At 71.6% G+C, this 25,685-nt stretch carries 24 protein-coding genes; 18 read left to right on the forward strand and 6 right to left on the reverse strand.

Going from position 1 to position 25,685, the window contains the following annotated elements:
* Window position 1 precedes the first annotated feature (1 nt).
* Window positions 2-1,081 (reverse strand): FCD domain-containing protein, encoded by a 1,080-nt coding sequence (locus ACIBP6_RS20785; protein ID WP_397054386.1) that lies wholly within the window; start codon window positions 1,079-1,081, stop codon window positions 2-4.
* Between the two features lie 162 nt (window positions 1,082-1,243).
* Here ACIBP6_RS20785 and ACIBP6_RS20790 point away from each other — a divergent pair, with 162 nt between their 5' ends.
* The 10 genes from ACIBP6_RS20790 (at window position 1,244) to ACIBP6_RS20835 (ending at window position 13,157) form a co-directional block, all read left to right on the forward strand.
* Entirely contained in the window at window positions 1,244-2,521 is a 1,278-nt protein-coding gene (locus ACIBP6_RS20790; RefSeq protein WP_397054388.1) for an ABC transporter substrate-binding protein, read from the forward strand.
* A complete protein-coding gene (locus ACIBP6_RS20795; RefSeq protein WP_397054390.1) occupies window positions 2,518-3,447 on the forward strand; it encodes a carbohydrate ABC transporter permease in 930 nt (309 codons plus the stop codon). Before ACIBP6_RS20790 ends, ACIBP6_RS20795 begins: the two co-directional genes overlap by 4 nt.
* Window positions 3,444-4,250: a carbohydrate ABC transporter permease gene (locus tag ACIBP6_RS20800; RefSeq protein WP_223189989.1), complete on the forward strand. Its 807-nt coding sequence runs from the start codon at window positions 3,444-3,446 to the stop codon at window positions 4,248-4,250. The genes ACIBP6_RS20795 and ACIBP6_RS20800 overlap by 4 nt, the downstream gene beginning before the upstream one ends.
* A gap of 31 nt (window positions 4,251-4,281) precedes the next feature.
* Window positions 4,282-6,198 carry a hypothetical protein gene (locus ACIBP6_RS20805; RefSeq protein WP_397054392.1) on the forward strand — a complete coding sequence of 639 codons (1,917 nt, stop codon included), beginning with the start codon at window positions 4,282-4,284 and terminating at the stop codon, window positions 6,196-6,198.
* Window positions 6,199-6,206: 8 nt separating this feature from the next.
* The gene (locus ACIBP6_RS20810) at window positions 6,207-6,974 is read left to right on the forward strand and encodes an RraA family protein (RefSeq protein ID WP_397054394.1); all 768 of its coding nucleotides are present in this window, start codon (window positions 6,207-6,209) and stop codon (window positions 6,972-6,974) included.
* Window positions 6,971-8,791, forward strand: coding sequence for a right-handed parallel beta-helix repeat-containing protein (locus ACIBP6_RS20815; RefSeq protein WP_397054396.1), 1,821 nt, complete (start codon window positions 6,971-6,973; stop codon window positions 8,789-8,791). Before ACIBP6_RS20810 ends, ACIBP6_RS20815 begins: the two co-directional genes overlap by 4 nt.
* Window positions 8,791-10,590 (forward strand): right-handed parallel beta-helix repeat-containing protein, encoded by a 1,800-nt coding sequence (locus ACIBP6_RS20820; RefSeq protein ID WP_397054398.1) that lies wholly within the window; start codon window positions 8,791-8,793, stop codon window positions 10,588-10,590. The genes ACIBP6_RS20815 and ACIBP6_RS20820 overlap by 1 nt, the downstream gene beginning before the upstream one ends.
* Window positions 10,591-10,874: 284 nt before the next feature.
* The gene (locus tag ACIBP6_RS20825) at window positions 10,875-11,240 is read left to right on the forward strand and encodes a hypothetical protein (protein ID WP_397054400.1); all 366 of its coding nucleotides are present in this window, start codon (window positions 10,875-10,877) and stop codon (window positions 11,238-11,240) included.
* A gap of 187 nt (window positions 11,241-11,427) precedes the next feature.
* Window positions 11,428-12,501, forward strand: a complete 1,074-nt coding sequence (locus tag ACIBP6_RS20830; RefSeq protein WP_397054402.1) for a sensor histidine kinase — start codon at window positions 11,428-11,430, stop codon at window positions 12,499-12,501.
* Complete coding sequence (locus ACIBP6_RS20835; protein WP_397054404.1) at window positions 12,498-13,157, forward strand: response regulator; 660 nt, start codon at window positions 12,498-12,500, stop codon at window positions 13,155-13,157. The genes ACIBP6_RS20830 and ACIBP6_RS20835 overlap by 4 nt, the downstream gene beginning before the upstream one ends.
* Window positions 13,158-13,301: 144 nt before the next feature.
* Here the strand turns inward: ACIBP6_RS20835 and ACIBP6_RS20840 are convergent, their stop codons facing one another.
* Window positions 13,302-13,988, reverse strand: coding sequence for a MerR family transcriptional regulator (locus ACIBP6_RS20840; protein WP_397055373.1), 687 nt, complete (start codon window positions 13,986-13,988; stop codon window positions 13,302-13,304).
* Window positions 13,989-14,074: 86 nt separating this feature from the next.
* Between ACIBP6_RS20840 and ACIBP6_RS20845 the strand changes: the two genes are divergently transcribed.
* Entirely contained in the window at window positions 14,075-14,545 is a 471-nt protein-coding gene (locus ACIBP6_RS20845) for a DUF6194 family protein (protein ID WP_397054406.1), read from the forward strand.
* Between the two features lie 96 nt (window positions 14,546-14,641).
* Here the strand turns inward: ACIBP6_RS20845 and ACIBP6_RS20850 are convergent, their stop codons facing one another.
* Entirely contained in the window at window positions 14,642-15,733 is a 1,092-nt protein-coding gene (locus ACIBP6_RS20850; RefSeq protein WP_397054408.1) for an NAD(P)/FAD-dependent oxidoreductase, read from the reverse strand.
* A gap of 95 nt (window positions 15,734-15,828) precedes the next feature.
* Here ACIBP6_RS20850 and ACIBP6_RS20855 point away from each other — a divergent pair, with 95 nt between their 5' ends.
* Window positions 15,829-16,182 (forward strand): winged helix-turn-helix transcriptional regulator, encoded by a 354-nt coding sequence (locus tag ACIBP6_RS20855; RefSeq protein WP_397054410.1) that lies wholly within the window; start codon window positions 15,829-15,831, stop codon window positions 16,180-16,182.
* A gap of 90 nt (window positions 16,183-16,272) precedes the next feature.
* Window positions 16,273-16,812, forward strand: coding sequence for a hypothetical protein (locus ACIBP6_RS20860; RefSeq protein WP_397054412.1), 540 nt, complete (start codon window positions 16,273-16,275; stop codon window positions 16,810-16,812).
* Window positions 16,813-16,834: 22 nt separating this feature from the next.
* Here the strand turns inward: ACIBP6_RS20860 and ACIBP6_RS20865 are convergent, their stop codons facing one another.
* Complete coding sequence (locus ACIBP6_RS20865; RefSeq protein ID WP_132613095.1) at window positions 16,835-17,710, reverse strand: MurR/RpiR family transcriptional regulator; 876 nt, start codon at window positions 17,708-17,710, stop codon at window positions 16,835-16,837.
* 140 nt (window positions 17,711-17,850) lie between these two features.
* On the opposite strand from ACIBP6_RS20865, the gene ACIBP6_RS20870 reads away from it, so the two are divergent.
* From ACIBP6_RS20870 to ACIBP6_RS20890, 5 genes are all read left to right on the forward strand, one after another.
* Window positions 17,851-19,227, forward strand: a complete 1,377-nt coding sequence (locus ACIBP6_RS20870; protein ID WP_397054414.1) for an MFS transporter — start codon at window positions 17,851-17,853, stop codon at window positions 19,225-19,227.
* Window positions 19,224-19,670 carry a GAF domain-containing protein gene (locus tag ACIBP6_RS20875; RefSeq protein ID WP_397054416.1) on the forward strand — a complete coding sequence of 149 codons (447 nt, stop codon included), beginning with the start codon at window positions 19,224-19,226 and terminating at the stop codon, window positions 19,668-19,670. Before ACIBP6_RS20870 ends, ACIBP6_RS20875 begins: the two co-directional genes overlap by 4 nt.
* Window positions 19,667-20,872 (forward strand): metal-dependent hydrolase family protein, encoded by a 1,206-nt coding sequence (locus ACIBP6_RS20880; RefSeq protein ID WP_397054418.1) that lies wholly within the window; start codon window positions 19,667-19,669, stop codon window positions 20,870-20,872. Before ACIBP6_RS20875 ends, ACIBP6_RS20880 begins: the two co-directional genes overlap by 4 nt.
* A 144-nt stretch (window positions 20,873-21,016) precedes the next feature.
* A complete protein-coding gene (locus tag ACIBP6_RS20885; RefSeq protein WP_397054420.1) occupies window positions 21,017-21,808 on the forward strand; it encodes an alpha/beta hydrolase in 792 nt (263 codons plus the stop codon).
* 118 nt (window positions 21,809-21,926) lie between these two features.
* Window positions 21,927-23,354, forward strand: coding sequence for a hypothetical protein (locus ACIBP6_RS20890; protein ID WP_397054422.1), 1,428 nt, complete (start codon window positions 21,927-21,929; stop codon window positions 23,352-23,354).
* Window positions 23,355-23,364: 10 nt separating this feature from the next.
* On the opposite strand, the gene ACIBP6_RS20895 is transcribed toward ACIBP6_RS20890, so the two are convergent.
* Together ACIBP6_RS20895 and ACIBP6_RS20900 are read right to left on the reverse strand one after the other, a co-directional pair.
* The gene (locus ACIBP6_RS20895; protein WP_397054424.1) at window positions 23,365-24,486 is read right to left on the reverse strand and encodes a CaiB/BaiF CoA transferase family protein; all 1,122 of its coding nucleotides are present in this window, start codon (window positions 24,484-24,486) and stop codon (window positions 23,365-23,367) included.
* Window positions 24,487-24,541: 55 nt separating this feature from the next.
* Window positions 24,542-25,621 carry a C45 family autoproteolytic acyltransferase/hydolase gene (locus ACIBP6_RS20900; protein WP_397054426.1) on the reverse strand — a complete coding sequence of 360 codons (1,080 nt, stop codon included), beginning with the start codon at window positions 25,619-25,621 and terminating at the stop codon, window positions 24,542-24,544.
* Window positions 25,622-25,685: the final 64 nt, after the last annotated feature.

Genomic DNA, 25,685 nt, shown 5'->3' on the forward strand with positions numbered 1-25,685 from the left:
GTCACGGCTCCGTGGACGTGGAGGGACGCGTGCGCGGGCGGGTGCGGGAGGCCTCGCCGCGGGCGTGGGCCGCGAAGAGCCGGGCGGCCTCGTCGGGGTCGCCCGCGGCCAGCACGGCCACCAGGTCGTCGTGGTGGCCGGCCATGGCCGTCCAGTCCCCGTCGTAGAGGGGGTTGCCGACCACATGGAGGCTCCACAGGTTCGACTCGATCGTCCGCCACAGCCGCAGCAGGAAGGAGTTGCCGCAGGCCGCGCAGACCCGCCGGTGGAAGGCCAGATCGGCGTCACGGAACGCGCCGATGTCGCCGTCGCGGGCGGCCCGGCGCATGGCCAGCACGTCGGCCGAGAGCTGCCGCAGCGTGTCGGGCAGGATGCGGACCGCGGCGCCGCGTGCGGCATACTCCTCCAGCAGCACCCTGATGTCGCGGACCTCCCTGGCCTGCTCGTCGGAGATCTCCGCGACATAGCTGCCCCGGTTGGGATAGGAGATGACCAGGCCCTCATGCGCCAAGCGCTTGATCGCCTCTCTCGCCGGGGCCTGGCTGGTGCCGACGCGCCTGGCGATCTCGGCCTCGACCAGCCGCTGCCCGGCCACGAGCTCGCCGGAGACGATCCAGCCGCGCAGCAGCGCGTAGACCCGGTCCGACAGCAGCTCCCTGGGCAGCACGCGGTCGGCCGGCGGCGCGAGCTGCTGCTCCTGCCAGATGCGCGCCACCGTCGACTGCGACAGGCCGAGCTGCTTGGCCATCGTCCGGGTGGACGGCACGGCGCCGCCGCCGCCCGCGGCGGCGATCACCCGCTCGGCCTCCTGGCGCTCGCGGCTGCGCGGGCGGCCGGGGCGCGGCGCGTCGGCCAGGCCGTCCAGGCCGCGCTCCACGAAGCGGGCCCGCCACTTCGCCACGGTCGCCGGGCTCACCGCGAGCCGTGTCGCGATCTCCTTGCGCGGCGACCCGTCGGCGCATGCCAGCACGATGCGGCTGCGCAGGGCCAGCCCTTCCGACCGCCCGGCCGCCCAGTCGCGCAGCGTGGCCAGCTCTTCAGCGCTCAACACCAGGCGCTTGTCGTCTCCGCGTCCCACCATGCGGACGACTTTAACGTATTTATGACTCAGCGTCCCAGAGGACACATATTTGTAGCGCCCTGTTCTCCCTTGACGACCCCATATGACCAACGTATTAAATAATCGCTAATCGAGTATCGACCCATTAATAGGCGTCGCAGATCTCGCCCCCTTGGAGGTGCGATGCGTTCCCCCCGCCCATCCCTCTTCCCGCTCTGGCCGGCTCTCGGCTCCGTGCTCCTGCTCACCGGCTGTGGCGGGGGCGGCTTCGCCGGCGACTCGCAGGCCCGGCAGGACGAGAACGGCCAGGTCACGGTCAGGATGCTGGTCAACATCAGCCCGAACCTCACCCAGGCGTACTGGGACGGCCTGGTGAAGCCGTTCGAGCAGGCCAACCCCGGCATCGACGTCGAGATCGAGGCGCCGACCGGCAAGGGCGTGGCCGACACGCTGCCGCAGCAGCTGGCGGCCGGCAACGCGCCCGACGTGGTGGAGACGCTGATGGCGGACGAGACGCTGGCGAAGCAGATGCTCGACCTGACCGACCAGCCGTGGGCGAAGGACACCCCGCTCGCCGAGCAGGCCAAGCTGGGCGGCCGGATCTACACGGTGGGCGTGGGCGTGCAGGCGCAGTCGCTGGTCTTCTACAACAAGACCGCCTTCGACAAGGCCGGGATCGAGCGGCCGCCGACCACGTTCGACGAGTTCGACGCCGCGATGGGCAAGCTCAGGACGGCCGGCTACCTACCGCTGCAGACCGGCGGCGACTTCCTCACCGGCCTGCAGCTGCTGCAGCTGACCAACCCCAGCCGGGCCCAGACCCACCCCACCTGGCAGCAGGACGTCAAGGCGGGCACGATCAAGGCGGGCGAGTCGATGCTGCCCCACCTGGAGCGCTACCGCACCTGGATCGACAAGGGGTACGTCGACAAGAACGCCCTCGGCATGAAATACGCCGACGCCGAGACGGCGTTCCTGTCCGGCAAATCCGGCATGTACGTCATGGGGAGCTGGTTCACCGCCACCGAGGCCAAGGCGGACAAGGACTTCGAGGTCGGCGTCTTCCCGGCCCCCGTCGACGAGGGCCAGCAGTACCCGGGCCCGCAGGGCGCCACGCTCGCGGCCCCGTACATGATCCTGAAGTCGACCCCGATCAAGGACGCGGCGCTCAAGCTCGTCCAGTGGCTGGTCACCGACCCTGCCGCGGTCAAGAGCCAGCTCGCCCAGGACGGCAACTTCCGCACCGGCGTCGAGCGCGACTTCACCCCGCTGGAGAAGGAGGTGCAGGCGATTCTCGACGCCGCGCCCGCGGGCGTCCCGCAGGGCGAGGGGTACGGCGACGCCAGCCTGCCCAAGGGCTTCAACTCCGCCTGGAACACCGAGGTCCAGGGCCTGTATGTCGGCAAGTCGCCGAAGGACGTGGCCGAGGGCGTCGACCGCTGGCTGGCCGGGCGATCGTGACGCTCACCCGGGAAGCGCCCGTCGTCGCGGCACCGCCTGCCGCCCGCGCCCGGCCGAGGCGCGACGGGCTGGCCAACGCGCTCATGGTGGCCCCGGCGACGGTCCTCTACACCGTGATGCTCATCGTCCCGGTCGGCCTGGCGTTCTACCTGAGCCTGACCGACTGGGACGGCTTCAGCGCGAACCCGGCCTTCGTCGGCGCCGGCAACTACGCCGACCTGCTCGACGACCCCGAGCTGCGCCGAGCCGCCGCGGTCACGCTGCTGATCGCGGCCGCGGGCACGGCCGGGCTGAACCTGCTCGGCCTCGGCTTCGCCCTCCTGGTGAACGGCGCCTCCAGGGCCAACACGTTCTTCCGGATCGTGCTGTTCTACCCGCACGTGCTCAGCGCCCTGGTGGTCGGCTTCCTCTGGTCGGCCATCCTCGGCACCACCGGCGCGGTCAACAACCTGGTGACCTCGTGGGGCGGCGAGGTGCTGCCGTTCCTGTCGGACCCGGAGTGGGCCACGGTCACCATGATCGCGGTGCTGGTGTGGGCCGGGTTCGGCGTCAACGTGGTGCTCTACCTGGCCGGGCTGCAGGCGGTGCCGCACTCGCTGATCGAGGCGGCGCGGATCGACGGCGCCACCCGGTGGCAGGTGTTTCGGAACGTGACCCTCCCGGCGCTGGGCCCGTCGGTGACGGTGAACATCGTGCTGTCGCTGGTGACGCTGCTCAAGACGTACGACCTGGTGGTCTCGCTGACGGCGGGCGGACCGGCCGGTCAGACGCAGACCGTCGCCTACCTCATCCTGTGGAACTCCTTCCACGACGCCCGCCTCGGCTTCGGCTCGGCCCAGTCGGTCATCCTCATGCTGGTGACGGCCGCGCTCGCGTTCGTGGTGACGAGGCTGCGCAGGCGCGGCGAGCTGGCGGTGCACCAGTGAGGAAGACGTTCCTGTGGCTGAGCGCTGTCTTCATGCTCGTCCCGCTGTACGTGCTGACGGTCAACGCGTTCAAGGGGCAGCAGGAGATCCTGGCCGACCCGTTCGGGCTCGCCGGTCTGACGCTGGAGCCGCTGGCCAGAGCGCTGACGAACCCGCAGTTCAACGTGGTCAAGGGGTACGCGATCACGCTGCTGTTCGTGGTGGCGGTCAACGTGCTGTCGGTGGTGCTGGCCGCCCCGGCGGCGTACGTGATCGCGCGCAGCCCGAAGCGCCGCTTCCGGGTCCTCATGCTGTTCTTCCTCGCCGGGACGTTCATCCCGGGCCAGGTGCTGGTCATCCCGGTCGTGTACGTGCTCAAGACCCTCGGCCTGATGGGCACCATCCGCGGGTTCGTGTTGTTCGAGACCACGCTCACGCTGCCGTTCTCGATCTTCCTGTACGCCGGCTACATCGCCACCATCCCGGCCGTGCTCGACCAGGCGGCGGCCGTGGACGGCGCGGGCAGGCTGCGGACGTTCTGGCAGATCGTCTTCCCGCTGATGCGGCCCGCGGTCGCCACGATGGTCATCCTCAACACCTTCTCGGTGTGGAACGACTTCGTGAACCCGCAGATCATCCTGGGCCCGGGCAGCGGCCTGTACACCGTCACCACCGGCGTCTACGCGGCGGTCAGCCAGTACGCCACCGACTACACGGTGGTCTTCCCGACGCTGCTGCTGGCCATCGCGCCCCTGCTGGTCTTCTTCGTCTTCATGCAACGGCACATCATCAGCGGCCTCACCGCCGGGGCCACCAAGGGATGACCCTCTCGACAACCACAGGGAAGGGTGGAAGATGCGGGAAATCATCGCGACCGTCCCGCTCGGCGAGCCGCCGGCCTGGGCGGTGCTGGAGCGCAGGCTGTTCGACGCGCTGGACGAGGCCTGGCGGGCCTTCGCCGCACGCTACTGCGGGCCCGACGGCCGGCTGATCTACCACGGCCCGGCCGCCGACCGCGACGGCGCCGACGACTTCTACGAGGCGTTCTTCAACTGGCCGACGCTCTACCAGCTCGGCGGGGCCGACGACCTGCTCGATGCCGCCAAACACCACTGGGAGGGCGTGACCACGCAGCTCACCGAGCTGGGCTACCTGGTGGACGAGTTCGAGCGCGGCTACGACTGGTTCCACCAGGGCGAGTCGCTGCTGCTGTTCTACGGCATCTGCGCCGCCGACCCGCGCGACGAGCGCTTCCGCGACCGGGCCCGCCGCTTCGCCGACCTCTACCTGCCGGGCTCGGCGAACTACGACGCCGAGCACGACATCATCCGCGCCCCGCACAACGGCGCCGGCGGCCCCCGCTACGGGCTGCAGCGGGAGTGGGCCTCCTACCACACCGACCTGGTGAGCATGCGGCCGTACGGGCTGCCGCTGCGCGACCTGCCGGGCATCTCGCGGTGGGAGGACCTGGCGGACCCGTGCAACGCCGCGCGGATGGGCGCGGCCATGACCGAGCGCATCGGCCGCGGCGACGTCGCCGTCAACCTCGCGGCGACCAGCCTGGCCGTCAACGCCTGGTTGTACGACGGCGACGACCGCTACCGCGACTGGGCGCTGCGCTACATCGGTGCCTGGCAGCGGCGGGCGGAGGCCAACGACGGGATCCTGCCCGACAACGTGGGCCCGTCCGGCGTGGTCGGCGAGCTGCACGGCGGGCGCTGGTACGGCGGCAACTACGGCTGGCAGTGGCCGCACGGCCTCTACAGCGTCGGGGCCGCCGCCGCGATCGCCGCGGTCAACGCCCACCTGCTGACCGGCGACGAGAGCGCGCTCGCCATCGGGCGTGGCCCGCTGGACACCGTGTACGCCCGCGCCACGCAGGCGAGCGTGACCGAGACGGAGATGAGCATCAGCGACCGCTGGCTGGCCGAGCTCGGCGACGAGGCCGGCAAGCCGACCATGCTGGTGCCCAACCGGCACGACGACGACGGCTGGTTCGACTTCCAGCCCCCGCAGCTGGGCCTGCCGGTCTGGCTGTGGCACACGAGCCGGGCGCGGGCGGACGCCGAGCGGCTGGAGCGGGTGCGCGCCGCCGCCGGCTACGACTGGGCCACGGTGCGGCCGTTCCGCAACAAGGAGGAGGCGGGGCACGAAGCCCCCTGGCTGGAGTTCCTGCGTGGCGCCAACCCCGGCTACCCCGAGCGGATGCTCACCACCGCACTCGGGCAGGTGCAGCGGCGCACGGCGCTCATCGACGCCGACCGCGCCGACCTGGCCACCGTCCACGTCCACCACTGGCAGCGGCTCAACCCGGTGCTCACCGAGGCGCTGCTGCAACTCGTCACCGGCACCCCGCAGGTCCTCTACAACGGCGGGCTGCTGCCTGCGCGCCTCGCCTACTTCGACGCCGACCGGCACCGTCCAGGACTGCCTCAGGACGTGGCGGCCCTGGTCGGCTCGGTGCGCCCCGGCGGCACCACCGTCGACCTGGTCAACCTCAGTCTCGGCCGCACCCGCCGGGTCGTCGTGCAGGCGGGCGCGTTCGGCGAGGACCGCATCGACGGCGTCACCATCACCCAGGCCGGCACCCGCGCCGGCGAGGGCTACCCGGGCGACCCCCGCGACTACACCTCTCCCCCCGTCACCGAGACCGAGCACGAGGTGGCGGTGAACGGCCCGCGGCTGCTCGTGGAGCTGCCGCCCGGCCGCCGCATCCGGCTCGACCTGCACACGACCGCGCGCGTCCGCACGCCGTCGCACCAGCACTACTGAGGAGTTTCATGGACGACGCCATCTGGGATCTGCCTGTTCGCGGGCCGCTGCCCGCCGAACCCGATCCCGTCCTCGTGGAGGGTTTGTCCCGGATCAGCTCGGCCACCGCCTGCGCCAAGCTGCACGCCCAGGGCATCCGGCGCACCTTCATCGAGGGACCGCGTCCCATCGCACCAGGACAGAAGATCGCCGGACGGGTCCGGACGCTGCAGTTCATGCCGCAGCGCGAGGACGTCGCCTCCGGACTCGGCCAGGAGTACGTCGAGCGGCACACCGCCCTGTGGGCCGTCCTGGAGGCGGTGCAGCCCGGCGACGTGCTTGTCGTGCAGGCGTACGGGAGCGCCTACACCGGCTGCTTCGGCGACATGCTGGTCCGGTATTTCCGGCGCAAGGGCGGCGCGGGCATCGTCGTGGACGGCCGGATCCGGGACCTGCCCCGGGTGAGCGGGCTCGGCGTGCCGATCTGGTGCACCGGCGCCACCCCGCACTACGCCTCGCAGGCGGAGCTGTTCCCGTGGGCGTACGACGTGCCGGTGGCGGTCGGCGGCGCGCTGGCTCTGCCCGGCGACCTGTGCGTGGCCGACGACGACGGCGCCGTGGTGGTGCCGCGCCGCCGGGCCGGCTCGGTGCTGGAGGCCGCCGCCGACCACGAGCAGTGGGAGCGCTACAGCCGTGCCCGCATCGAGGAGGGCGGGGCGCTGTCCGACTACTACCCCCTCACCCCCGAGACCCGCGCCGAGTTCGAACGGTGGCGGGATGTAAAGGAGAGCCAGTGATCCTCAGGTCCGTTGGCGCGATCGTCTTACTTCTGGGCGGCCTGACGGCGCCCACTCCGGCGGCCTCCCGGCCGAACTGCGACTACCACGTCTCCCCCACCGGCAGCGACCGGGGCGACGGCAGCGCGAGAAACCCCTGGAAGTCCATCGAGCAGGCCCGCGATCACCTGAGGGCCAAGAAGAACCACCAGACCTGCGACATCGTGGTCAACGTCAAGGCCGGCGACTACCAGGTCGACCGCACCATCGAGTTCACCGAGGCCGACTCAGGCCAGAACGGCCACACGATCACCTACCGCAGCGCCGACGGCCCCGGCAAGGCCCGGCTGCTCGGCGCCAGGCCGCTGACCGGCTGGCAGAAGTACAAGGACGACATCTACAAGACGAAGATCGACCGTACCTTCTACACGCTGTTCGAGGACGGCAAGCGCGCCACGACGGCCCGTCACCCGAACAGGACCAGCGACGACCTGTGGTCGCCGTACCTGTTCTCCGTGCTCGGGGAGCCGGAGAAGGAGGCGGTGCGCCAGTGGCTGTACTTCAAGCCGGAGGACGTGCCCGTCGAGTGGGACGCCGACTTCGACGAGAACGCGCAGGTCGTGGTCTGGTCGGGCGGCTCGTGGAGCTGGTTCACCGACACCGTGCCGCTGGGCGGCGCCGACTTCCGCAAGAACTTCTTCACGCTCGATCACTGGGCCCGCTACTCGTTCGTCAACAGCCGCAGCGGCTCACGCTACTTCCTGCAGAACACGCTGCGCTTCCTCGACCAGCCGGGCGAGTACTACTTCGACTTCGCGGCCGGTGAGGTCTACTACTGGCCGCGCACCTCGATCGACAAGGTGATGGCCCCGACGGTCAAGACGATCCTATCGGTGAAGGGCAGCAGCCCGGAGCAGCGCGTGCAGAACCTGTCGTTCGACGGCCTGGCCCTGCAGTACAGCGACTTCGTGGACTGGTACCGGGCCGGCTGGATCAGCGAGGGCGACTCGGGCTACGAGCACAAGTACCCCGTCTACGACCGGCAGATCGAGATGCCGCGCAACCGGTTCGGCATGATCACGCTGGAGAACACCCGGGACATCGGCCTGACCCGGCTCCACCTGTCGGACAGCGGCTTCATGGGCGTCTACCTGCTCTTCGCCAACGAGCGGGTGAGGGTGTCGGACAGCCTGCTGGAGAACATCGGCGCCGACGGCATCAAGGTCGAGGGCGGCTACCCCGGCGAGGGCGACATTTCAGGACATCACACGATCTCGAACAACTACATCCACCACGTCGGCGAGCTGGTGCCGGGCGACGCGGCCGGCATCGAGCTGATGAGCACGGGCAACAACACCGTCAGCCACATCAACGTCAAGCACAGCGCCCGCTACGGCATCAGCCTCGAGGTCCGCCCGGAGATCAAGGACGAGGACAACTACGCGCGCAACAACTCCTTCTCCTACATCAAGCTGGAGGAGACCGGCCTCGACAGCGGCGACATGGGTGCCTTCTACACCTACGGCGTCAGCAACACCGAGCCGCACCTGCGGGACAACAGCGTCGAGCAGATGGTGATCACCGACGTGATCAACGACCCCGCGGGGGCGATGCCGGACAGTGGCACGCGCGGCGTGCACATGGACGCCGGCGGCTGCGGGTTCACCTTCGCCAACATCGAGGTCGGCGAGGTCAGCGACGACAAGTACCAGAGCTACCAGTGCAACGAGGTGACGAACGCCAACTGGCAGGACGGCTTCGACGCCTCGAAGATGGAGTACGACAAGATCGGCGTGACGAGCGCCTTCCCGTACCCGATCCCGGGTCAGGGGGCGTGATGAAGGTCATCGGCGCGGCGGCGGTCGTCCTGGCGGCCCTCGTCGTCACCCCCTCGGCCGGCGCGCAGGCGCCGTGCAAGCCGATCGAGTTCTACGTCGCCCCGGACGGCACCGACGGCGGCCCGGGCAACGCGCAGCGCCCGTGGCAGACGATCGAGCACGCCCGCGACCAGCTGCGGGCCAAGAAGCGGCAGCAGAGCTGCGACATCGTGGTCAACGTCAAGGCCGGCGACTACCACGTCGACGAGACGATCGAGTTCACCGAGGCCGACTCCGGCGAGCACGGCCACACGATCATCTACCGCAGTGCCGACGGCCCGGGCAAGGCCCGGCTGCTGGGCGCACGCCCGGTGACCGGGTGGGAGAAGGTCAAGGGCGAGATCTACAAGACGAAGGTCGACCGTACGTTCTACACGCTGTTCGAGGACGGCAGGCGGGCCACCACCGCGCGCTACCCGAACCGCAGGTCGGACGACGAGTGGGCGCCGTACCTCACCTCGGTGCTCAAGGAGCCGGAGAAGGAGGCCGTCCAGCAGTGGCTGTACTCCAACCCCGGCGACTGGGACAAGAGCTGGAACTTCGACAACGCGCAGGCCGTGGTCTGGTCGGGCGGGTCGTGGAGCTGGTTCACCGACACCGTGCCGATCCAGAACCCGTCGTGGGACGACAACCAGATCACCCTCGAACACTGGACGCGCTACGCCATGGTCAACAGCCGCGGCGGCTCGCGCTACTTCCTGCAGAACTCGCTGGACTTCCTCGACCAGCCGGGCGAGTACTTCTTCGACTTCGACAAGCAGGAGGTGTACTACTGGCCGCGCGGCTCGATCGACAAGGTCGTGGCGCCGACGGTCAGGACGATCCTGTCGCTCAAGGGCAGCAGCCCGGACAAGCGCGTACGGAACCTCGCCTTCGACGGCCTGGCCCTGCAGTACAGCGACTTCGTGAGCTGGTACCGCAACGGCTGGATCAGCGCGGGCGACGCCGGCGAGCCGCACAAGTACCCGGAGTACGACCGGCAGATCGAGATGCCGCGCAACCGGTTCGGCACGGTGACGCTGACGAACACGCGCGACGTCGACCTGACCCGGCTGCGCATCTCCGACACCGGCTTCACCGCCGTCTACCTGCTGTTCGCCAACGAACGGGTCAGGGTGTCGGACAGCCTGCTGGAGAACATCGGCGCCGACGGCATCAAGGTCGAGGGCGGCTACCCCGGCGAGGGTGACCTCACCGGGCACCACACGTTCACGAACAACTACATCCACCACATCGGCGAGCTGGTGCCCGGTGACGCGGCCGGGGTCGAGCTGATGAACACCGGGAACAACGAGGTCAGCCACTCCGTCGTCCGGCACAGCGCCCGCTACGGCATCAGCCTGGAGGTCCGCCCCGAGGTCAAGGACGGCGACGGCTACGCCCACGGCAACGAGTTCTCCTACCTCCGCATCGAGGAGGCGGGCCTGGACAGCGGCGACATGGGCGCCTTCTACACCTACGGCGTCGACAACGCCGAGCCGCATCCGATCAGCAACCGCGTCTCCCAGGTCGTCATCGGCGACGTCATCCCTGACGCGTCGATGCCCGACAGCGGCACCCGCGGCGTGCACATGGACGCCGGCGGCTGCGGCTTCGCCTTCGACAACATCGAGGTCGGCGAGGTCACGGACGACAAGTACCAGAGCTACCAGTGCAACGAGGTGACGAACGCCAACTGGCAGGACGGCTTCGACGCCTCGAAGATGGAGTACGACAAGATCGGCGTGACGAGCGCCTTCCCGTACCCGATCCCCGGCTAGCCACGGCCGGCACGGGGCGGTCACACCCGCGGGTGTGACCGCCCTTTCGTGTTGTCAGGGACGCCGGCACCTCTCCGGCCGGGGCGCGGGACGTCATCCCGCAGCGGAACGAGCACTCGCCTCGCGACAGCCGCCGTCTGCTTCTTTCGGTGCAGGGACTACGGCGAACGGAGCAGAGGCGAGTGACAGTCGATGGACGACGCGGTGCCGCCGCGGCGCGGCATAGCGTTCCGCCATGAGCAAGAGAACGATCAATGTGGTGGCCGCGCTCACCTTGACGGCCGGTGCGCTGGGACTGGGCGTCCGGAGGCGCGTCCGCCGCAGGCGGCCGGACCGCCGTCACGCAGGCCGCGCCGAAGCCGCCGAAGGGCGCCAGGGCGGTGGTCCAGGTCAGCCCCAACCCCACCACCCGGCGAGGCCAGGAAGTGACGATCACCGGCAACTGCGGCGGGGGCGAGCAGCTCCAGGCGGTCATCGCCGGAATCGACAGGAAGAACCCGGTCCTGCGGAACATCCGCATCGTCGACGCCGATCCCCAGCGGTTCGTGGCGAAGGCGACCCTGTCCCCCACGATCGGCAACGGCGTCGGCCCCGTGTTCGTCAGCTGTGGCGACGAGGCGGGTGTGACCCTGCTGGTCACCCACGTCTGACATCCAAGCTCGTCAGCACGCCCGCCGCCGGGAGCAGGCCGCTCCCGGCGGCACTCGAGAAAGGGCCTTCGTGACTCCTCCGCTGCCTGTAGCGAGCGGCCTCTCGCCGAGCCCGAGCCGCTCCCGCGGTCTGGCCGGATCGCCATCGCGACGTGAACCCCTTCACGTCCGGCACTCCGCGCTGCTCGTGGACGTCGGTCTGGCCGCCGTCGCCGTGGTGCTCTTCGTCGCCGTCGCCCTCGCCACCGGAGTGCGCAGCCCGTGGCAGGGCGTGATCCCGCTCGCCCTGTTCCTCGGAGCCCTCCTGCTGGTCAGGCGCCGCCTGCCGATGACGGTGCTGCTGCTGTCGGTCGCCGGGATCTTCGTCTACCACCTCACCAGCTTTTCCCCCGCCGGCTGGATCTGGCCGGCGTCGGCCGCCTACTTCACCGCCGCCGCCACCCGCCACGTGCGCTGGGTGGCCGTGGTGGGCCTGGCGCAGCTCGCCTACTCCGCGATCGACTTCCGATTCGCGCTGGAGACGAATCCGTCCCGCTACGTCTTCCACGTCGCCGGAGAGGGACTGCTGCTCGCGATCCTCGTCGTCGCGGGCCTCACGTACGCCGCTTCGGTGCGCTCGCGCGAGCGGCTGCGCGAATCCGACGCCCGCGTCCGCGTCGCCGAGGAACGGCTGCGCGTGTCGCACGAGGTGCACGACATCGTCGCGCACACCCTGGCCGTCGTCGGTGTCCAGCTCAACGTCGCCGCCGACACCCTGAAGGAGGAGCCGGCCGAGGCCGCCGCCGCGCTGCGCCTGGCACAGGACGTGAGGAACCGGGCGATGGCCGACCTGACCTCCCTCATCGACGTTCTGCGCGACGACCACGGCGGCACCGGGCCCCAGCCCGATCTGGGCTCCCTGGGCACGCTCGTCGCCGACGCCCGCGCCGCCGGGCTCGACGTCACCCTCGACGAGGACGGCGACCCCGGGCGGGTCCCCGCCGTCGCCGCCATCGCCGTCCACCGCGTCGTCCAGGAGGCGCTCGCCAACACGCTCAAGCACGCGCGCGCGGCCAAGGCCGAAGTGAAGATCCGCTACGGGCCCCGCTCGGTCACCGTCGAGGTCACCGACGACGGCGACGGCGGCGCCGGCCCGCCCGGACACGGCCTGACCGGCATGCGGGAACGGGTGGACGCCCTCGGCGGTGTGCTCACCGCGGGGCCGGTCCCCGGCGGCTTCTCCGTGCGGGCCGACATCCCTGTGGCAGGCTCGATGGTGTGACGATCAAGGTGCTCCTCGCCGACGACCAGGCACTCGTACGCGCCGGTTTCCGCAGCCTGCTGGCCCGCTCCAGGGACGTCACGGTCGTCGGCGAAGCCGCCGACGGTGAGGAGGCCGTACGGTTGGCGACGAGCGCCCGGCCCGACGTCGTCCTCATGGACATCCGCATGCCCGGCACCGACGGCATCACCGCCACCCGGCGCATCGTCCAGGCCGTTCCCCGGTGCCGTGTCGTCATCCTCACCACGTTCGACACCGACGAGCACGTCTTCGCCGCGCTGCGCGCCGGTGCCAGTGGTTTCCTCACCAAGGAGGTCGAGCCCGCCGAGCTGCGCCGCGCGATCGCCGCCGTCGCCGCCGGTGACGCGCTGCTGTCCCCCGGCGTCACCCGCCGGGTCATCGAGCGGTTCGCCCACCGGGAGGGCGTGGCCGCCGGCGCGGACGAGCGGCTGGCCGCCCTCACCTCCCGGGAGCTGGAGGCGGTCCAGCTCATGGCGCTCGGCCTGTCCAACCAGGAGATCGCCGAGCGCCTCGTCATCAGCCCGCTGACCGCCAAGACCCACATCACCAGGGCCATCGCCAAGCTGAACGTCCGCGACCGGGTCCAGCTGGTCATCCTGGCCTACGAGAGCGGCCTGATACGGCCCGGCGGTTGACCCGATCGAACGACCTACCCCGGACCTGTCGGCAAAGCTGTCACCCCAACAGGTCAGGGGAAGATGGCCACGGGCCGGCGCCGGCGAGGGACCGCGGTGCTCCAGGAACCGGTCGCGGGTCCGCGGCATTCTCATCGTCGGTTCTCAGCGGGCGAGCAGCGTGTTGAGCGCGGCGGCGGCTTCCAGGAGGGCTCTCGAACGGGTGTCGATGCTCGCGTCCCGGGCGGCCAGCGTGCTCAGCACCTCCTCCCAGCGACGACCGCGGCGCAGCTGCGGCATCAGGGCCTTGAGCGGGGCTGTGCGGTAGCCGGCCATGCGCAGCTGGTGGACGACGCGGGCGTCGCGCACCTGGTCGGGCGAGTAGCGGCGCGGGCCTCGTACGGAGTCGCGGCCGGGGACGACGAGACCTTCCGCGTCCCAGTGCCGCAAGGTCGACGGGCGCACGCCGAGCGCGGCGGCGAGCTCGGCGATGCTCATCGCGTCCGAGGGGCGCACGGCGTCGATCGGCTCCGCGGTGATGGCCTCGGCGGCCTTCTTGGCCAGTGCGAGTTCACGGCGCTCCGTGTCGAGCCGGGCGTGCGCCGCGTCCAGGAGGGCCAGCGCCTCCGACAGCGGGTGCGCGTGCGCGGCGCGCATGATCCTCTTGGCCTCGACCGGGCCCGTGCCGGCCGCGAGCGCTCGATAGGCCAGCACCGCGTGCACGTGCGGATCGCCGTAGATCCGGTAACCGGTGGGAGTGCGTCCCACGGGCGGCAGCACACCGTCTCGCTCCAGATTGCGGATCTGCTGCACGGAGTACCCGGTCCGCCGTGCGATGTCGGCGGTGCGCATTCCTGGCGAGTTGCGGCTTCGCACCCTGCGACCTCGGCTCTTTCGTGAAAAGTCTCCATAAGCGCTTCAATGGAATGCTAGAACGCATGGACGTTGACGAGATCATCAAGTTCATCGACGACCTCGGCGGAGTTCTCACGCTCAGGCCGGGGCCCGGTGACGGTTCACCCGAGATCAGCTGGGGCGACACGTTCTTCTCCTACGCGCCCGATGGCGTCGTTCCGACGACGACGCAGCCCTTCGCCACGATCGTGACGAAGGACTATCCCGGCGACGAGAGATCGCGGCTGAACCGGCCGGACGTCTTCCGCCTGAACCTCTTCGCGGGCAAGGACGCCTTCGTCAGCTGGACCGGCAGGCAGCCGCGCGACCCGGGCACGGACGACACCGACCCCGCCGTGGCCGACACCGTGATCGCACATCCGGTCTACGGCGAATTGGGGTGGCTCGCCGTCGTGAACCCGGGCCCGCGCACGGAGGCGGCGGTCCGTGACCTGCTGCGCACGGCCCACCGCCTCGCCCGCGCCCGCTACGAACGGCGGGCCGAGACGCGCTGACGTCAGCGGGGGTGGACGACCGCCCCGTCCGGTCCTGACCCCCGTCATCCGGCCCGGGGACGCCGTCGGCCCCGGGCCGGAGTCCTTCCCGGCGCGTCAGGCGTCGAAGTGGCCGGTGATCATGTCCATCAGCATGGCCCGGCCCTTGACCTGCGACGTCACCTCGCGGCCCACGAGCCCGCCGAAGTCGGGCAGGTGGCCGGCGCCGCCCTCCGGGCCCAGCGGGACGAGGATGACCGGCGGCTGCCGTTCGTAGTCCTGCTGCTCACCCTCGCCGGTGATCAGCGCGCGCAGGTTCGCCGCGAGCAGCTCGCCCTGGGCGCCGGCGAAGCCGGCCATCTTGCGGTCGGCGTCGGCGATGTCGCCGATGGCGAACACCCTCTCGTGCCCGGCGACCCGCAGCCGCTCGTCCACCCGTACGTAGCCGCGCTCGTCGCGGGCGGCGGCGAGCGAACCGCGCAGGTAGTCGGTGTGCGGCACGACGCCGAAGCAGCGGAACCAGATGTCGGCCGTCAGCTCCTCCCCCTCATCCGTGACGACGCTGACAGGCCCGGTGACGGCGGGCGGCACGCTCGGCAGCCCGCGCAGCGCGGCGCCGAGCCGCAGCTCGACGCCCAGGTCGGCGAGCTGCTTACGCAGCTCGACGCGGAGCTCGTCGTCGAACGGCCCCTGCAGGATGTCGGACGCCGCGTCGGCGATGATCACGTGCTTGCCGGGGAACGACGCCTTGATCTCCCCCGCCAGCTCCAGCCCGGCCGGCCCGGCCCCGAGGAGCAGCACGCGCTCCGCGCCGGCCAGTGCCTCGTGCGCGGCCCGCGCCCTGACCCTGGCCGCCCCGACGTCCGGCTCGTCGATCTTCGCCGGGAACGGGTACGCCGACCCGGTCGCCAGCACCAGGTAGTCGGGCTCCAGGACCTGCCCGGAGGCGAGCCGCACACGGCGGCCGTCGGCCTCCACGACGCGGTCCTGGACGAACCTGCCGTGCTTCAGCAGGCGGCGGTAGGGCAGGAAGATCCGCTCCAGCCACTCCGGCTCGACCAGCGCCCGCCACGCCGCGACGTTGTGCATGAACGTGTCGGTCTTGTCGACCAGGGTCACGTCGGCGACGTCGTCGAGGAGCTTGGCCACCTTGAAGCCGGCGTACCCGCCGCCGACCACCACGACGCTCGGACGCGCGTTCTCGCTCATCACATCTCCAAAGCTACTAGGAAGGAAGGCGTTGCTAGGTTATTCATACTCGCTACTAAAATCAAAGCGACAGCTGATCTGCTAGTTTGGAGGGCATGGCGCCCACGCGACACGACCTGGAAAACTGCGCCCGCGGCGACGCCGCCCTCACCCGTGCGTTCACCCTGCTCGGCAAGCGCTGGAGCGGCCTGCTGCTGGGCAGCCTGGGCGCCGGTCCCGCCGGGTTCCGCGAGCTGTCGCGGGCCATCGACGGCGTCAGCGACTCGGTGCTCTCCGACCGGCTGGCCGAGCTGACCAAGGCGGGGCTGATCGCCCGCCGGGTCGAGGAGGGACCGCCCGTGACGGTGTCGTACGAGCTGACGGAGAGCGGGCGGGCGCTCATACCGGCGCTCAACCAGATCTCCCGTTGGGCCGAGGAGCATCTGCCCGCGCCCGACGAGCTCTGCTGACCCTGGGCCGGTTGGGGGTTGATCGTCCGATATGCGGTGTTACGTTGAGATTCGAGGCGTGCCCCGACACCTGCGAAGGACGTGGTTCCCGTGCTCTACCTCTTCGGCTTCGAGCGGATCGGCGTGGCCGTGAGCGACATCTACTTCGTCGACCCAGCCCCCTTGCCGGGCCAGGAGGGCGCCGAGCGCGGCGTGCGGCTCGAGCTGCGCCGGCTGGAGCAGGGTGAGCTGAAGGGCTCGATCTACTCCGCCCGCCCGATCAGCATCGACCGGCCGATCTGGCGCGTCGACCTGCTGGAGTCCGTAGACGGCACGCCGGGCAGCTTCGACCGCACGCACCACCATCCGGGAACGCGGGGGTGGGAGCCGGGGCGGCGGGTGTTCGACGAGCGGCTGTCGAAGGAGCCGCTGGCCTGGCTGGGGGAACGCCTCGCCGACCTGGAGGGCGTCCTCGACGAGGCGGGCGTCGCACGTGACGAGGTGACCCCGGAGGACGTACGCGGCCTGCGTGACCGCGCCCCCGAGATCGTCGAGACGGTCTCCCGCCTGCTGGACCAGATCCGCACCGCCTCCCCGGACGCCCCTCACGGCGCCGAGTCGGCCACCAGCGTCCGCGCCAGCTGGCTCTGACCGGTTACCCGACCGACTGATCTCAGGGGGTCGCGGGGCGGCGGTGGAGGAGGCCGAACCTGGCCCACATCGCCTCCGCGGCCTCGATGGAGGCGCCCGTACGGGCCGGGTCGACGGCGGCGAGCTGGGCGACGAGAGCCTGGGCGACGGCCATCCCCCCGGTCAGCGACGGGAAGAACGCCTCCCCTTCGGCGGGCACCAGCACGACCTCCTCCGCCGCGTTCGCCAGCGCCGGACTGGCCGCGTCCGTGATGGCGAACACCCGCGCGCCCCGCGACCCGGCCTCGTTGGCCGCCAGCACCGTGCTCTCGTACAGACGCCAGAAGCTGATCGCGATCAGCACGTCGCCGGCGGCGACGGTGGAGACCGTGTTGGCCAGCTCCGCGTCGCCCGCCGTCACCGCCGCCACGGGGTAGCCCGCCAGGCGGGCGTTGTGCGCGAGGGCGAGGCCGACGGCGGCGTAGCTGCCGTCGGCGACGATGACGGTGCGCCGCGCCGCCGCGACGGCCTCGGCGATCGTGAGCAGCACGCGTTCGTCCATGCGCCGGTTGAGCAGCGCCAGGCTGTCGAGGTCGCGGCGCAGCGAGCGGGAGCTGGGCGAGCCGTTGCCCCGGTGCTCGGCCGCGACCTGGCCCGCGCTGAGCGAGGACAGATAGCGGGCGCGCAGCTCCAGCTGCAACGCCGGCCAGCCGGCGAAGCCGAGCGCCTGCGCCGTACGGGTGACGGTCGCGACGTTGACGCCCGCGACCTGGGCCAGCTCCCCCGCCGACGCGAACGACGCGCGCCGCGGCTGGGACAGCAGGAGCTCCACGACGGCGGCGGCCTTGCCGCGCAGCCCGCGCTCGGGCAGCCGTTCACGCAACCAGTCTTCGAAGCTGTCGGCGGCGCGCTCTGTCACCCTGATCCTCCCTCGGCCGGGACCATGCTACGCATTCGCCGCAATCGCCTCATGCAATGACCATTGCATTTCTGGCATTTCGCACTATATCTTGCTTCGAAGTCCCCCTGTAGGGCCACGACCTGGGGAAAGGTGCGTCCATGTCCTTGTTGGCCCGTCTCGATCGGCTCCCGTTGAGCCGTCCTCACTATGTCCTCCTGCTGATCGGCGGGCTCGGCTACACCTTCGACGGCATGGACTCGGCCGTGGTCGCGTTCCTGCTGCCGAGCGCTCAGGACGCGTGGAGCCTGTCCGACGGACAGCTCGGCTTCATCGGGTCAGCGACGCCGTTCGGCTTCCTGTTCGGCGCGACCGTGGCGGGCCTGCTCGGCGACCGCATCGGCCGCAAAAAAGTGATGATGTACGCGCTCGCCTTCTACGCCGTCTTCTCCGTGGTGGCCGCGTTCGCGCCCTCGTACGAGGTGTTCCTGGTGGCGCGCGTGCTGGCCGGGGCCGGCGCGGGCGCGGAGAGCGCGATCATCGCGCCGTTCCTGTCGGAGTTCGTGCCGGCCGACCGGCGCGGGTGGTTCATCGGCGCGCTGGCCGGGTTCTTCTCGTTCGGGTTCGTGATGGCCGCGCTGATCGGGCGCTTCGTGGTGCCCACGTTCGACGACGGCTGGCGGATCGCGCAGGTGATCACCGCGCTGCCGATCCTCATGCTGCTGTGGTGGCGGCGCTCGCTGCCCGAATCGCCCCGCTTCCTGCTCCATCAGGGCCGTACGGCCGAGGCCGAGGCGGTGGTCGCCGACCTGGAACGCAAGGTCGAACGGGCCACCGGCGCGCCGCTGCCTCCGGTGCCCGAGACCGCCGTCGCCCCTTCGGCCGCGGCCCGCAAGGTGAACCTGGTGAGCGCGCTGCGCTTCCTGTGGAGCCCCGCCATGGCCAGGCGCACCGGGGTGATCTGGCTGGTGTGGTTCGTGATCACGTTCTCGTACTACGGGTTCTTCTCGTGGATCCCGACCCTGCTGGTGAACCGCGGCATCACCGTCACCAAGAGCTTCGAGTTCTCGATCATCATCTATCTCGCCCAGATCCCCGGCTACTTCTCCGCCGCCTGGCTGTCGGAGCGGCTGGACCGCAAGAACACCATCGCCCTCTACCTCGCGGGCTCGGCGGTCAGCGCGTTCTGGCTGTCGCAGATGGACTCGCCCGTCTCCATCACGGTCGCGGGCGCGGTGCTGTCGTTCTTCCTGAACGGCACCTACGCCGGTGTCTACTCCTACACCCCCGAGGTGTTCCCCACCTGGATCCGCGCCACGGGCACCGGCCTGTCCAGCGCCTTCGGCCGGGTCGGCAGCATCCTCGCCCCGACGATCATCGGGTTCTCCGCGGCGAGCCTCGGGTTCGCGGGCGTGTTCGGCCTGACGACCGCGGTGCTGGTGGCCGGGGTGGTGTGTGTGATCGTTTTCGGCCTGGCCACGGCCGGGCAATCCCTTGAAGAGCTGACCGAACCCCCCGTGCAGGAGGCCACCAGGTGACCACGTTGACCGAGTTGGAGGAGAAGGTGCGCCGGGAGGTGGGCGTGCGGCTGTTCACCGTGCTCGCCTGGGTGCCGGAACGGCGGGCGCTGCGCCGGGTGCACAGCAGCCACCCCGAGCAGTACCCGGTGGGCGGCGAGAAGACCGTCGAGGTCGCCCAGGGCTGGCTGGCGACGTGCATCGAGGGGCGGCGGCCGTACCTCGGGAAGGACCGGGCCGCCGTGCGGGAGATCTTCGCCGACCACGAGCTGATCGAGAGCCTCGGCTGCGGCGCCGTCGTCAACGTGCCCGTCGTGGACGGCGACGAGGTGGTCGGCGTGCTCAACCTGCTCGACGCCGAAGGCCGCTACGACGAGAGCTCCGTGGCGGCGGCACAGGCGCTGGCCGGGGACGCCGCCGCGGCACTGCGCGAAAGCGCGGCGCCGCGTGGGGGTGCCGCATGAGCCTGCTGCTGCGCAACGCCCTGCTGCTCGACGTCGCGACCGGCGAGTACACCGAGGCCGACCTGCGCTGCGCCGACGGCCGCATCGCCGAGACCGGGACGAACCTGCGCGCCCCCGACGGCACGCGAGTGATCGACCTCGCGGGCGCCCGGGTCGTGCCCGGCCTGATCGACGCTCACGTGCACGTCACCGCCTCGACCGCGGACCTCGGCGCGCTGCGCACGATGTCACCCTCGTACGTCACCGCGCACGCCGCCCGCATCATGGGCGGCATGCTGGACCGGGGCTTCACCACCGTCCGCGACAACTCCGGCGCCGACTTCGGGCTGGCCGACGCGCAGGCCGAAGGCCTCGTCCGGGGGCCGCGGCTGCTGTTCTGCGGCAAGGGGCTGAGCCAGACCGGCGGCCACTCCGACTTCCGCGGCCGGGGCGAGCAGCACGTCGACGACCATCCGTGCTGCGCGGGCGTCGGGCGGGTCGCCGACGGGGTCGACGCCGTACGCGCCGCGGCCCGCGACGAGCTGCGCAAGGGCGCCCACCACGTCAAGGTGATGGCCTCCGGCGGCGTGGCCTCCCCGACCGACCGCATCGACTCGACCCAGTACTCCATGGACGAGCTGCGCGCCATCGTGGCCGAGGCCGAGGCCGCCAACCGGTACGTCGCCGCGCACGCCTACACCGCGCGAGCCGTCAACCGGGCGCTCGAGGCGGGCGTGCGCTCGATCGAGCACGGCAACCTGATCGACGACACGAGCGTCGAGCTGTTCCGGCGGCATGACGCGTTCCTGGTGCCGACGCTGGTGACGTACTGGGCGCTGAAGGAGGAGGGACCGGCGTTCGGGCTGCCGGAGAACAGCTGGCGCAAGGTGGACGAGGTGCTGGAGGCCGGTCTGACGGCGCTGGAGCGGGCCGCGCGCGGCGGCGTGCGGCTGGCGTTCGGGACCGACCTGCTCGGCGGCATGCACCGGCACCAGAGCCACGAGTTCCGCCTCCGGGCCGAGGTGCAGCCACCTCTGGACGTGCTCCGCGCGGCCACGTCCGGCGCGGCCGACCTGCTCGGACTGACGGGCGAGATCGGCACCCTGGACATCGGCGCCCGCGCCGACCTCCTCGTCCTCGACGGCGATCCCGTGGAGGACGCCGGCGTCCTCGCCGACCCGAAACACCTCCGCCACGTCATCCAGGCCGGCATCATCACCTGACCCCCGTCCGGACGACCGTCCTCCGTCACCCTGTTGGCGGCGGCCGCCGCCGGCCCACCGCAGGTCCGGTACGGGACCGCCTCCCATCGAGGGCGTGGGGTGTGGGATCGTCGGGCGGGGGGTGGAGTGCGTAGCGTGGGCGGGGTGACGACGCTGACGCGCACCGCCCTCGTGGTCGTCGCGGTGCTGGTCCTGCTGCTCGGGCTGCTGTGGGTGTTCCAGCGGCGGCTCATCTACCTGCCCGACCGGGGGACGGTGCCGCCGGCCGCCTCGGTGATCCCGGGCGCGCGCGACGTGTCGTTCACGACCCGTGACGGTCTGCGGCTCGCGGCCTGGTACGTGCCCGGCCGCCACGACGTGACCGTCCTGGTGATGGGCGGCAACGCGGGCAACCGCCTGCACCGGGCGCCGCTGGCCCGCGCCCTGGCGGAGCACGGGCTGCCGGTGCTGCTGATGGACTACCGCGGCTACGCCGGCAACCCGGGCAGCCCCACCGAGGAGGGCCTGCACCTCGACGCGCTCGCCGCTCGCGCGTTCGTCGGCAGCCCGCGCGTCGTCTACTTCGGGGAGAGCCTCGGCGGGGCGGTGGCGACACGGCTCGCTCTGGAGCACCCGCCCGCCGGGCTGGTGCTGCGCTCCCCGTTCACCGACCTGGCCGACGCCGGCCAGGTCAACTACCCCTTCCTTCCGGTACGCGCGCTGCTGCGCGACCGCTTCCCCGTCGTCTCCGACATCGGCCGGGTGCGGGCGCCCGTCGTGGTCGTGTACGGCAGCCGCGACACGATCGTGCCCCCGCACCTGAGCCGGGCGGTCGCCGAGGCGGCCGGGACGACGGCCGTGGAGATCACCGGCGCCGGGCACAACGACCTGGCCATGCTGAACGGCCGCGAGCTGATCGACGCGGTGGTGCAGCTGGCCGGACGCGGCTCGCGGTAGCACCTCGCCGGCCCGGCCTGACCGCGGCGCGAAGTCGCGGGCCCGGCCTGTCCGCGGTGCGCTCACCGTCGTAGGATCCGCGACGTGAAGCCCTTACAACGTCGCCGCCGGCGCGGCCGTGGTCGTGCTGGCGAGCTCGGCGTTCCTGGTGCCGCGGCTGGTCTCCGGCGAGCAGCCGGCCAGGGATCATCTGGCCGTGGCCGCCGTACGTCCCAGCGTGCTGGTCGACGCCCAGGGGGCGGTCATCCAGGAGTTCACCGGCGACTGCACGGCCGGCAGGAACGCGTACCTGTGCGAGCGGGTGCGGGCCGAGCTGTCGGCGAGCGACCCGGCGCTCGTGCGACGCGGCAACCTGACGATCAGGACGGCGATCGACCCGCGCGTGCAGCAGGCCGCCGAGCAGGCCATCGAGCGGCACATCGATCGCGGCGACGAGCCGGTCGCCGCCCAGGCCGTGATCGCACCTGGCACCGGCGAGATCAAGGCGCTGAAGGCCGGCGGCGGCCAGCCGACCGGCGCTCAGCAGGGCGCCGGTCCCCCGAGCGGCGTGGCGCAGGGCGGCGTGCAACAGGGCGACGTACAACAGGGCGACGTACAACAGGGCGGCGGTCATCTGGACGGCGGTCATCTGGACGGCGGTCTTCTGGACGGCGGCCGGCAGAGGGGCGTCCAGCAGGGCGTCAGCGCGATGGTCTATCCGCTGGCCGCCGCCCTGGAAAGCGGCATGCGCCTCGACGACGGCTTCCCCACCGGCGACGGCTATCGGGCGCCGGCCTACGCGTCGTTCAAGAACTGCGCGGGTGAGAACGTCGGCGACCCCACCCATACGGTCGTCAACCCGACGGACGACGGCGCGACGTTCACCACTCTCCGCTCCGGCACGGTGGCCGCCGAGAACACGTTCTTCATGAGGCTGACCGAGAAGGTCGGGCTGTGCGAGACCGTGAGGATGGCCCGGCGGCTCGGGCTCGTCCGCGCCGACGGCGGACCGCTGCGGGAGTACGAGACGTTCGCGCTCGGCGTCAACGAGGTGGACGCGGTCGCGGTCGCCTCCTCCTACGCCACGCTCGCCGCCCGGGGCCGACACTGCGCGCCGCACGTGGTCATGGAGGTCGCCGCCGGCGGCGGGGGCGCCGTCCGGGCCTTCCCGCCGACCTGCGAGCAGGTGCTGGAGGCGCCGGTCGCGGACGCCGTGACCGCGGTGCTGGCGCAGGCGCTGGCGGCCGGTCCGCTCAAGGGTCTCGGCCGCGACGCGGCGGGCATGGACGGCACGGCCGACGCCTTCGCCGCCGCGGGCTACGCCGGCTACACGCCCGACCTGGCCTCGGCCGTCACCCTCGGCTTCCCCGGCGACGGCTCCCGCCGCACCCTGACCGACGTCACCATCGCGGGCCGACGCCACCAGGAGGTGTCGGGCACGGACGTCGCCGGCCCGATCTGGAAGGACACGATGCGCGAAGCCCTGACCGGCACTCCGGACACCCCGTTCACCGCCCTCGACGCGACCCGCTTCGGCGGCTGCGGCGCATCCTGCCCACCCGGCTGAGCGCCGTGGCTCAGTCGTCCAGGCGTTCGCGGACCCACTCCGAGTCCTGGCCGAGGGACGGGGGGCGGCGGCGGTAGGTGGGCGGGGTGGCGCTGAGGCGGAGCGGGTTGGCGACCTGGCCGACGCCGTCGAGCCGTACGGCGGGCTCCAGGCCGAGCCGCTCGGCCAGGGCGAACGCGGCCGCCAGGTCGTTGATCGGCCCGCACGGCACCCCGGCGGCGGTGAGCCGCTCGAACCAGTCGTCCGCGCTCCGCGTGGCCAGGACGGCGTTGAGGTCGGCGATGAGCGGCTCGCGGGCGGCCACGCGGCCGGCGTTGGTGGCGTAGCGGTCGTCGTCGGCCAGGTCCGGCCGGTCGAGGGCGAGGCACAGGGCGCGGAAGAGGCCGTCGTTGCCCGCCGCGATGACGATCGGCCGGTCGGCCGCCTGGAACACCTCGTACGGGACGATGCTGGGGTGCCGGTTGCCCATGGCGCGGGGCACGACCCCGGCGGCGGCGTACGCGGAGGCGTGGTTGGTGAGCGCGGAGAGCACCGACGACAGCAGCGAGACCTCGACGTGCTGACCCTCACCGGTGAGGTCGCGGTGGCGCAGCGCGGCCAGGATGCCGAAGCCGGCGTGCAGGCCGGTGATCACGTCGGCCACCGCCATGCCCGCCTTCATGCCCGGCCCGCCGGGCTCGCCGGTGATGCTCATGAGCCCGCCGGCGGCCTGCGCGATGAGGTCGTACCCGGGCAGGTGGGCGCCCTCTCCGGAGCCGAAGCCGGTGATCGAGCAGTACACCAGCCCCGGGTTGAGCTCGCGCAGCGCGTCGTAGCCGAGGCCGAGCCGGTCCATGGTGCCGGGCTTGAAGTTCTCCACGAGCACGTCGGCCCGGGCGGCCATGGCACGGGCGACCTCCGTGCCGGCCCGCAGGTCGAGCGGGATCGAGCGCTTGTTGCGGTTGACGCCGAGGAAGTACGTGGCCTCTCCGTCGGCGTACGGCGGCCCCCAGGCGCGGGTGTCGTCGCCGGCGCCGGGCCTTTCGACCTTGACCACCTCCGCCCCGAGGTCGGCCAGGAGCATCGTGCAGTACGGTCCCGCCAGCACCCGGCTGAAGTCGGCCACCAGCAGCCCCGACAGCGCCCCGCTCACCCGCACCACCCCAGGTCAAACATACGCACGCCGTAAGACTCCCCTCGCATGCGGGTCAGAACGTCTGCCAGGTCTCCGCGGCGACCCGGCAGGGCCCGCCCCGGTGCACCCGCAGCCGCCCGGCCGTCACGTCGAGCCCGATCGTGGCCACCGTCTCCCACCGCTGGTTGATCGGCTGCGTGAGGTCGGGGTGGGCGCAGACGGGCGCGTAGTCGGGGCCGTGGCTGAGCATGGACAGCGCCCGCGCGGTCAGGTCCTCACGGCTCAGCCCCGCCACGTTCGCGCGCAGGTGCCGCAGCCGGTCGTACGTGCCGGGCCGGTCGGAGGCGTGCCGCTCCCCCGGGGCCAGGCCGGGGTCGAGGAAGTGGTTGCAGTGCAGCAGCACGCCGTCGGGGCGGGGCGGGATGACGGCGACGCCGGCCGGGGAGATCTCGATGGACGCCGCATCGGACGCGGTCACGGCCGTGATCACGGTCGACGCGGAGACCTCGGCCGAACGGGCGATGTCGGCCGCCTCCTCCACCGTGGCGGCCTCCTCGAGGATCCGGCGGGCGATCAGGTGCACGGGCACGCCCACGTCGGCGGTGTCGGAGCGGTGGCGCAGGATGTTGAAGTGCACGCCGAGCCCGGCCGTGTTGACCCCGATCTTGGCCAGCGCACCTGCCTCGGTGAACGTGCGCACCACGTGGCCGGGGCGCGGTTCGAGCTCCCACAGCACGGGGGCGTCGCGCAGGTGGTCGTGCCAGTCCCAGGTCTGCACCGTACGCGCCGGGGCCGAGTCGGGCAGCACGACGGAGGTGGAGCACTCGCCCTCGCCGGCGATGGCGCCGGTGGTCGCGTCGACGGCGGCCAGGATCTCGGTGCGGGCGTTCACCGCGGCGACCTGCCAGGGCTCGAGCCCGGCGCCGGCCGCGATCCCGGCGATCTCGTCCGCCAGCCGGGGCGCCCAGGCGGCGCTGCGCTCGAGCGCGCGTTCGGCCCACCCGCGCACCTGGGTGCCGCTCGCGCCGGCGGCGGTGAACAGGTCGGTGTAGCCGGACAGGTTGGCGAGGATCCTCGGTCGCAGGTGGGTGCCGAACTCCTTGCCACGGGCGCTCGGCTCGGTCTGACGGGAGGAGAAAACGGGAAATGTCATGATCTGTCCATCATCTCAGCGCACCGCGACCTGCCAAGCGGCGGTTACCGGCGCGGGGCGGAAC

The sequence above is a fragment of the Nonomuraea terrae genome, from assembly GCF_044465245.1.
Classification (GTDB): domain Bacteria; phylum Actinomycetota; class Actinomycetes; order Streptosporangiales; family Streptosporangiaceae; genus Nonomuraea; species Nonomuraea terrae.

Bases quoted from the DNA above. Each gene is read 5' to 3' on its own strand.
- ACIBP6_RS20810 (WP_397054394.1), top strand. From the start codon at position 6,207: ATGGACGACGCCATCTGGGATCTGCCTGTTCGCGGGCCGCTGCCCGCC.
- ACIBP6_RS20790 (WP_397054388.1), top strand. From the start codon at position 1,244: ATGCGTTCCCCCCGCCCATCCCTCTTCCCGCTCTGGCCGGCTCTCGGC.
- ACIBP6_RS20805 (WP_397054392.1), top strand. From the start codon at position 4,282: ATGCGGGAAATCATCGCGACCGTCCCGCTCGGCGAGCCGCCGGCCTGG.
- ACIBP6_RS20900 (WP_397054426.1), bottom strand. From the start codon at position 25,621: ATGACATTTCCCGTTTTCTCCTCCCGTCAGACCGAGCCGAGCGCCCGT.
- ACIBP6_RS20850 (WP_397054408.1), bottom strand. From the start codon at position 15,733: ATGAGCGAGAACGCGCGTCCGAGCGTCGTGGTGGTCGGCGGCGGGTAC.
- ACIBP6_RS20880 (WP_397054418.1), top strand. From the start codon at position 19,667: ATGAGCCTGCTGCTGCGCAACGCCCTGCTGCTCGACGTCGCGACCGGC.
- ACIBP6_RS20845 (WP_397054406.1), top strand. From the start codon at position 14,075: ATGGACGTTGACGAGATCATCAAGTTCATCGACGACCTCGGCGGAGTT.
- ACIBP6_RS20785 (WP_397054386.1), bottom strand. From the start codon at position 1,081: ATGGTGGGACGCGGAGACGACAAGCGCCTGGTGTTGAGCGCTGAAGAG.
- ACIBP6_RS20840 (WP_397055373.1), bottom strand. From the start codon at position 13,988: ATGCGCACCGCCGACATCGCACGGCGGACCGGGTACTCCGTGCAGCAG.
- ACIBP6_RS20870 (WP_397054414.1), top strand. From the start codon at position 17,851: ATGTCCTTGTTGGCCCGTCTCGATCGGCTCCCGTTGAGCCGTCCTCAC.
- ACIBP6_RS20855 (WP_397054410.1), top strand. From the start codon at position 15,829: ATGGCGCCCACGCGACACGACCTGGAAAACTGCGCCCGCGGCGACGCC.
- ACIBP6_RS20820 (WP_397054398.1), top strand. From the start codon at position 8,791: ATGAAGGTCATCGGCGCGGCGGCGGTCGTCCTGGCGGCCCTCGTCGTC.